This window comes from Acidisphaera sp. S103 (genome assembly GCF_009765975.1).
Classification (GTDB): Bacteria; Pseudomonadota; Alphaproteobacteria; order Acetobacterales; family Acetobacteraceae; genus Rhodopila.
In genome coordinates this window covers 1-7761 of record NZ_LMUJ01000068.1, presented here as the reverse complement: position 1 = coordinate 7761, position 7761 = coordinate 1, and the positions used below count along the sequence as shown (strand labels likewise).

The 7761-nt window shown below is 66.1% G+C and carries 5 protein-coding genes and 1 pseudogene; all 6 read left to right on the top strand.

Annotated elements, in window-relative coordinates; translation table 11 throughout:
• Positions 1–199 (top strand): annotated as a pseudogene (locus GSQ89_RS24700) (ABC transporter substrate-binding protein); the annotation flags it as partial.
• Between the two features lie 136 nt (positions 200–335).
• Positions 336–2078, top strand: a complete 1743-nt coding sequence (locus tag GSQ89_RS24695; RefSeq protein WP_158930267.1) for an NAD(P)H-dependent oxidoreductase subunit E — start codon at positions 336–338, stop codon at positions 2076–2078.
• Positions 2075–4846, top strand: a complete 2772-nt coding sequence (gene fdhF / locus GSQ89_RS24690; protein ID WP_158930265.1) for a formate dehydrogenase subunit alpha — start codon at positions 2075–2077, stop codon at positions 4844–4846. The genes GSQ89_RS24695 and fdhF overlap by 4 nt, the downstream gene beginning before the upstream one ends.
• A gap of 21 nt (positions 4847–4867) precedes the next feature.
• Positions 4868–6121, top strand: a complete 1254-nt coding sequence (gene glp / locus GSQ89_RS24685; protein WP_158930263.1) for a gephyrin-like molybdotransferase Glp — start codon at positions 4868–4870, stop codon at positions 6119–6121.
• Positions 6122–6177: 56 nt separating this feature from the next.
• Positions 6178–7020, top strand: coding sequence for a formate dehydrogenase accessory sulfurtransferase FdhD (locus tag GSQ89_RS24680; RefSeq protein WP_174254921.1), 843 nt, complete (start codon positions 6178–6180; stop codon positions 7018–7020).
• Positions 7013–7636 (top strand): molybdenum cofactor guanylyltransferase MobA, encoded by a 624-nt coding sequence (gene mobA / locus GSQ89_RS24675; RefSeq protein ID WP_158930260.1) that lies wholly within the window; start codon positions 7013–7015, stop codon positions 7634–7636. The genes GSQ89_RS24680 and mobA overlap by 8 nt, the downstream gene beginning before the upstream one ends.
• Positions 7637–7761 lie beyond the last annotated feature (125 nt).

Genomic DNA, 7761 nt, shown 5'->3' with positions numbered 1-7761 from the left:
GGCGCTGCGCGCCGCCTGGCTGGCCGCCGACGATCAGCCCCCCCAACAGGCACTGGCCCGCCAGATCCAATCCCAAGCCCTGATCGACGTCCCCTACCTGCCGCTCGGTTTATATTTCCAGCCCACGTCCTACAGCGCCGACCTGACCGATATGCAGAAAGGGCTGATCCAGTTCACCGGGGTGCGCCGGGCCGGCTGATCAGCCACGGCCGGGGTTGCCGCCGAACGGCTCGGGTGACATATTTTCCCAATATTCAAAGCCTTTGCTCGCCTGACTGACTAACACGGCACCAGCGGTGCGGCAGCCGCAGTCCTTGATCGAGGTGAACGACCCGATGCCTGACGACCACACGCCCGCGCGCCATCCCGGTTCCGGCCGCCGAGCCGCCCGATCCGTGCCGAAGGGACGTCAGATCGATCCGGCCGCCACCGAGGAGATCAACCAGCTCCTGGCGGATATGCCGCGCCGGCGCGATCTGCTGATCGAATACCTGCATCTGATCCAGGACCGCCACGGCCACCTGTCGGCCCGCCACCTCGCCGCGCTCGCCGCCGAACTGCGCATGGCGCAGGCCGAGGTGTATGAGGTCGCCACCTTCTACGCCCATTTCGACCTGGTGCATGAAGGCGAGCCCGCCCCGCCGCCGGTGACGGTCCGCGTCTGCGACAGCCTGTCCTGCGCCATGGCCGGGGCCGAACGTCTGATCGACTCCCTCAACCTCGGCCCTCAGGTCCGCGTGCTGCGCGCCCCCTGCGTCGGCCGTTGCGACACCGCGCCGATCGCCGAGGTCGGCCACTACTATATCGACCATGCCGATGCGGCCTCGGTGGCCACGGCGGTGGCGGAGCATCGCCACGACCCGGTCGTGCCCGCCTATATCGGCCTCGACGCCTATCGCGCCGCCGGCGGCTACGCGCTGCTGGAACGCCTCCGCAAAGATGAGATCACCGGCGAACAGGTGATCGACACGCTGGACAAAGCAGGGCTGCGAGGCTGCGGCGGCGCCGGGTTCCCGACCGCGCGCAAATGGCGCTCCGTGCTGGGCGTCCCCGGCCCGCGGCTGATGGCGGTCAACGGCGACGAAGGCGAGCCAGGCACCATCAAGGACCGTTACTTCCTGGAATCCGACCCGCATCGCGTGCTCGAAGGCATGTTGATCGGCGCCCATGTCGTCGCTGCCACCGACGTCTACTTCTACCTGCGAGACGAGTACCAGGCGGCGCACATCGTGCTGCGCCGGGAACTGGACGAACTCAAGGCCGCCGGCCTGACCGACGGCCTGACGATCCACCTCCGCCGTGGCGCCGGCGCCTATATCTGCGGCGAAGAATCCGCGATGATCGAGAGCATCGAGGGCAAGCGCGGCCTGCCGCGACACAAACCGCCGCTCCCATTCCAGGTCGGCATCTTCGGCCAGCCGTCACTGATCAACAACGTCGAAACGCTCTATTGGATCCGCGACCTGGTCGAGCGCGGCCCGCAATGGTGGCTCGACCAAGGGCGTAACGGCCGCAAGGGGCTGCACACCTATTCGGTGTCCGGCCGCGTCGTCAGTCCCGGCGTCAAGACAACCCCAGCCGGCGTCACCATCCGCGAACTGATCGATGAGTATTGCGGCGGCATGCTACCCGGCCACCGGTTCAAGGCCTATCTGCCCGGCGGTGCCTCCGGCGGCATCCTGCCCGCCTCGCTCGGTGATATCCCGCTGGATTTCGGCATGTTGGAACCGCATGGCGCGTTCATCGGTTCGGCTGCGGTCGTCGTGCTGTCGGACCAGGACGACATGCGCGAAGCGGCACTCAACCTCATGCGCTTCTTCGAGGACGAAAGCTGCGGCCAATGCACGCCATGCCGGATCGGCACGGAAAAAGCAGCCAAGTTGATGGCGAGCAAGGACTGGAACAAAGACCTGCTGGCCGAACTGTCGACCGCGATGCGCGACGCCTCGATCTGCGGGCTGGGCCAGGCCGCGCCCAATCCGCTGCTGAGTGTGATCAAGTATTTTCCGGAGGAGGTCGGCCTGGCGACCGGCCAGGGCGCACCACCGCCGAAGCCTGCCGTGGGGATCGTGACATGAGCGACGCAATCACCTTCACCATCGACGGCAAAACGGTGCATGCCACCGCCAACGAAACCATCTGGCAGGTCGCCAACCGCACCGGTCTGACCATCCCGCATCTCTGCTACGCCCCCGAACCCGATTACCGCCCCGACGGCAACTGCCGAGCCTGCATGGTCGAAATCGAAGGTGAGCGTGTGTTGCAGGCGTCCTGTCTGCGCAAACCCACCGAGGGCATGAAGGTCCACGTCGAAAACGAACGCGCGCAAGCCTCCCGCCGCATGGTTTTCGAGCTTCTCCTGGCCGACCAGCCCGCTCGGGCTACCGCGCATGATCCGGACTCGAAATTCTGGCAATGGGCCGACCGGCTCGAAATCAGCGACAGCCGTTTCCCTGCGGGCCGCCGGCCGCTGCCCGACATCAGCCATCCGGCGATGGCGGTCAATCTGGACGCCTGCATCAACTGCACCCTGTGCGTGCGGGCCTGCCGGGAAGTCCAGGTCAACGACGTCATCGGCATGGCGGGCCGCGGTCACGGTGCCAAGGTCGTCTTCGACATGGACGATCCGATGGGCAGCAGCACCTGCGTCGCCTGTGGCGAGTGCGTGCAGGCCTGCCCGACCGGGGCGCTGATGCCCGCCACCGTGCTGAACGACCACCAGGTGCGCACCGAATGGGCCGACCGTCAGGTCGACAGCCTGTGCCCGTTCTGCGGCGTCGGCTGCCAGCTCACCTACAACATCAAGGACGACAAGATCCTGTTTGTCGAAGGCCGCGACGGCCCGGCCAACCATCAGCGCCTGTGCGTCAAAGGCCGCTTCGGCTACGACTACGTCGCCCACCCCGACCGCCTGACCCAGCCGCTGATCCGCAAGGACGGCGTGGGAAAATCCGCCGACGACCAGGTCGATCCCGCCAACCCCTGGACCCATTTCCGCCCCGCGACATGGGAGGAAGCGATGGCCCGCGCCGCCGAGGGGTTGCGCGAAATCCGCGATCGCAAAGGCGGCAACGCGCTGGCCGGGTTCGGGTCCGCCAAGGGGTCGAATGAGGAAGCCTACCTGTTCCAGAAGCTGGTCCGCACCGGCTTCAACACAAATAACGTCGATCACTGCACCCGGCTGTGCCACGCCTCCTCGGTGGCCGCGCTGTTCGAGGGCATCGGCTCCGGTGCCGTGACCGCGCCGTTCTCGGCCGCGCTCGACGCTGACGTCATCATCGTGATCGGCGCCAACCCGACGGTAAATCACCCGGTGGCCGCGACCTTCATCAAGGCCGCGGCAAAACGCGGCGCCACGTTGATCGTCATCGATCCGCGCGGGCAAACCCTGTCGCGGCACGCCACCTACGACGTGCGGTTCAAGCCCGGCAGCGATGTGGCGCTGTTGAACGCGCTGCTCCACACGATCATCACGGAAGATCTCACCGACAAGCAATACATCGAAGGCTTCACCGAAGGTTTCCCCGATCTTGCCGCGCGCATCGGGGGATTTTCACCGGAGGCGATGGAGCCGGTGTGCGGCGTCAAAGCCGAAACGCTCCGGTCGATCGCGCGCGCCTACGCGAAATCGCCGGCGTCGATCATCTTCTGGGGCATGGGGATTTCGCAGCACGTCCACGGCACCGACAACGCACGCTGCCTGATCGCGCTGGCGCTGGTCACCGGCCAGGTCGGCCGTCCCGGCACCGGGCTGCATCCGCTGCGGGGTCAGAACAATGTCCAGGGCGCGTCCGACGCCGGGCTGATCCCGATGTTCTTCCCCGACTACCGGCCGGTCGAGCTGGCCGAGGCGCATGACTTCTTCGAACAGAAATGGGGTTCGGCGATCGATCCGAAACGCGGCCTGACCGTGGTGGAGATCATGAACGCCATCCATGCCGACCAGATCGAGGGCATGTATGTCATGGGCGAAAACCCCGCCATGTCGGACCCGGACGTGCATCACGCCCGCGCCGCGCTGGCTAAACTGAAGCACCTCGTGGTCCAGGACATTTTCCTGACCGAAACGTCATGGCATGCCGACGTCGTCCTGCCCGCCTCCGCCTTCCCGGAAAAGACCGGCAGCTTCACCAACACCGACCGGCGCGTCCAACTCGGTCGCGTCGCCCTGCCGCTGCCGGGCCAGGCCCGTCCCGACGTCGAGATCATCCAGGACCTCGCCAACCGCCTCGGCTGCAACTGGTCGTATCCCGACGTGGGCGCCGTCTTCACCGAGATGGCATCGACGATGCCGTCCCTCAACAACATCACCTGGGACCGGCTGCAGCGCGAAGGCGCAGTCACCTATCCGACGGATGGTGCCGACAAGCCCGGCAACGAAATCATCTTCAGCACCGGCTACCCGACCAAAACCGGCCGCGGCAAGATTGTCCCGGCCAACGTCCTGCCCCCCGACGAAGTCCCCGACGATGCCTACCCCTACGTGCTGTCCACCGGCCGCGTGCTGGAGCACTGGCACACCGGCGCCATGACCCGCCGGTCCAGCGTTCTCGACGACCTGGAACCCGAGGCCGTCGCCTTCATGGCACCCCGCGAACTGAAGCTGCTCGGTGTCGCCCCCGGCGGCATGTTGCGCGTATCCACCCGTCGCGGCGCGATCGAGCTGAAGGCTCGGGCCGACAGCGACGTGCCGCAGGGGATGATCTTCATCCCGTTCTGCTACGCCGAAGCCGCGGCCAATATACTGACCAATCCGGCGCTCGATCCGTTCGGCAAGATCCCGGAATTCAAGTTTTGCGCCGCCCAGGTCGAGGCGGCCAAGACAGTCGCGGTTGCCGCGGAGTAAACATAGGGCCACGTTCAGCCAATGGCACAGCTATCCGATGACTGTTTCGCGTTTGGCGGTGCGTTGCTGCCGATCGAGGCAGCGCGGACCCTGATCCTCGAGCGTGTCGGCATCGTCGCCGGCGTGGAAACCATCCCGCTGGCGCAGGCCGACGGGCGGACGCTGGCCGAACCGGTGACGGCACCGTTCAACGTTCCCGGCTTCACCAACTCCGCGGTCGATGGCTATGCGGTCCGGTTCGACGACCTGTCCACGGATGCCGAAACCCGGTTGTCCCGGGTCGGGCGCATCGCCGCCGGCCATGCCTCGACCGACCGGCTGATCGCCGGTGAAGCCGCCCGCATCTTCACCGGCGCGGTCATGCCCGACGGTGCCGACACGGTGATCATGCAGGAAGACTGCCACGAAGACGGAGATGCCGTGCTGATCCGTCCCGGCATCAAGCGCGGCGCCAACCGGCGGCTTGCCGGCGAGGACATCGCCATCGGCAGCGAGGCGCTGGCTGCCGGCCGGCGCCTCGGCCCACCCGAACTGGGGCTGCTGGCAGCACTCGGCCAATCCACGGTGCCGGTGCGGCAGCGCCTGTCGGTCGCATTGTTCTCCACCGGAGACGAATTGCGCGAACCCGGAACGACCCTGGCGCCAGGACAGATCTACGACGCCAACCGTTTCATGCTGGCCAGTCTGCTGACGAGGGCCGGCGCCCAGGTCACCGACGGCGGCATCCTGCCCGACCGGCCGCATGACCTTGCCGAAGCCCTGGTCGCGGCGGCCGCCCGGCACGACCTGATCGTCACCTCGGGCGGCGTCTCGACCGGTGAGGAGGATCATGTCCGTTCGGTCATGAACGCCCACGGGTCATTGTTCTTCTGGCGCCTGGCGATCAAGCCGGGGCGGCCGGTGGCGCTGGGCCAGATCGGCGGTACCCCGCTGATCGGGCTGCCTGGCAATCCGGTGGCCGCGCTGATTACCTTCGTCGCCGTGGCCCGCCCGCTGATCGAGGCCATGACCGGCACCCAGCCCCGCATCCCACGCCGATCCCAGGCGATCAGCGGCTTCGCCTACAAGAAGAAACTGGACCGGCGCGAATACGTTCGCGTTTCGCTGGAGGTTGGCGACGGCGGGCCACCGCGTCTTCGGCGTTTTCCTAAAGACGGGGCGGGCTTGCTGACCTCGCTGACCGAGACAGACGGGCTGGCCGAACTGCCGGAAACACTGACCCGGCTGGAACCAGGGATGGCGGTCGATTTCATTCCGTATGGTGAACTTCTGTGACCGTTCTGCGCGCCCACCGTTCGGGTGCCCTCGCACACCGAAGCACCAGCGACAAGCTGGTCGCGCCGGCGAGCCTGCTGGTTCGGCCCAATCCGGCCGATCCGAAATTGACGCATGCTGTTGACGGCATCGACCAGGCCGGTAACGCGGTCTGTATCAGTGTTCCGGTCGAACGTCCGCTGACCCTGTTTCTGAACAAACGGGAGATCGTGACGATGATGACGATCTCCGACTATCCCGACTGCCTGGCCGTCGGTTACCTGCTCAACCAGAACATGCTGCGCCCCGGCGACGAAATCACCGGCATCGACTACGACGACGACCTTGAAGTGGTGGTGGTTCGTACCGCGACCGAGACGAATTTCGAGGACAAGTTGCGGAAGAAAACGCTGACGTCGGGTTGTGCGCAAGGCACGGCGTTCGGCGACCTGCTGGAGCGGTTCGAACGCATCACACTGGACCCGAAAGCGATCCTGCGCACGTCCTGGTTTTACAGCCTCAGCCGAGCGATCAACCTGACACCGAGTTTGTATTTGGAAGCGGGCGCCATCCACGGGTGTGTGCTGTGCGAGCGTGACGTGCCGCTAATTTATATGGAGGACGTCGGCCGTCATAACGCAATCGACAAGATCGCCGGCTATATGTTCCTGAACGGCATCCGGCCAGAGGGCAAGCTGCTGTACACGACGGGCCGGTTGACATCCGAAATGGTCATCAAGATCGTACGCATGGAGATTCCAATCCTGATCAGCCGCAACGGATTTACGGCCTGGGGGGTGGACCTGGCGCGGCAGGCGAACCTGACGCTGATCGGACGGGCAAAAGGCAGCCGCTTCACGGCGCTGAGTGGCATCGAACGCATCGTTTTCGATTCCGACATGGCCGAGACCGATGCCTGAGCGCGTTATGGCAGTGGTGTTGGCGGGTGGGCTTGCTCGACGGATGGGCGGCGGCGACAAATGCCTGAAGCCGTTGGCTGGCCGGCCGATCCTGGCCCATGTGCTGGACAGGCTGGATGGACAAACCGAACGGGTCCTCTTGAACGCCAACGGCGACCTGGCTCGTTTCGCGGAGTGGGATTTGCCTGTCGCGGCGGACGTAGTGGCCGGGTTTGGCGGCCCGCTGGTCGGCGTCCTGACGGCGCTGGAATGGGCCGCGACGCACGCCCCCGAGATCACAGACGTGGTCAGCGTCCCCGGCGACGGTCCCTTCGTCCCCCGCGACCTCGTGCGCCGCCTGATCGAGGCGCGCCGCACCGCCGGCACCATGCTGGCCCAGGCTGCATCGAACGGCCAGTCCAACCCCGTGGTCGGCCTGTGGCCCGTGGCGCTGGCGGCCGATCTGCGTCACGCGGTGGTCGAGGAAGGCATCGCCAAGGTAGACGCCTGGACGTCCCGCCACGGCGTGGCAACAGCCGAATTCGACGCGGACCCCCTCGACCCATTCTTCAACGCCAACACACAAGAGGATCTGGCCAAAGCCGAACGTTTGCTGGAGGCACAATCGAAACCCTGAACCGCGATCCGGCGAGCGCTGACACCATTCCCGATAGGGGTCGGGAAGTTTCCTCCCCGCCCTCCGAACCGTGCGTGCGGTTTTCCCGCACACGGCTCTCCAGTCGCTGGTTTCCTCATCGGGGG

Bases quoted from the DNA above. Each gene is read 5' to 3' on its own strand.
- mobA (WP_158930260.1), top strand. From the start codon at position 7,013: ATGCCTGAGCGCGTTATGGCAGTGGTGTTGGCGGGTGGGCTTGCTCGA.
- GSQ89_RS24695 (WP_158930267.1), top strand. From the start codon at position 336: ATGCCTGACGACCACACGCCCGCGCGCCATCCCGGTTCCGGCCGCCGA.
- glp (WP_158930263.1), top strand. From the start codon at position 4,868: ATGGCACAGCTATCCGATGACTGTTTCGCGTTTGGCGGTGCGTTGCTG.
- fdhF (WP_158930265.1), top strand. From the start codon at position 2,075: ATGAGCGACGCAATCACCTTCACCATCGACGGCAAAACGGTGCATGCC.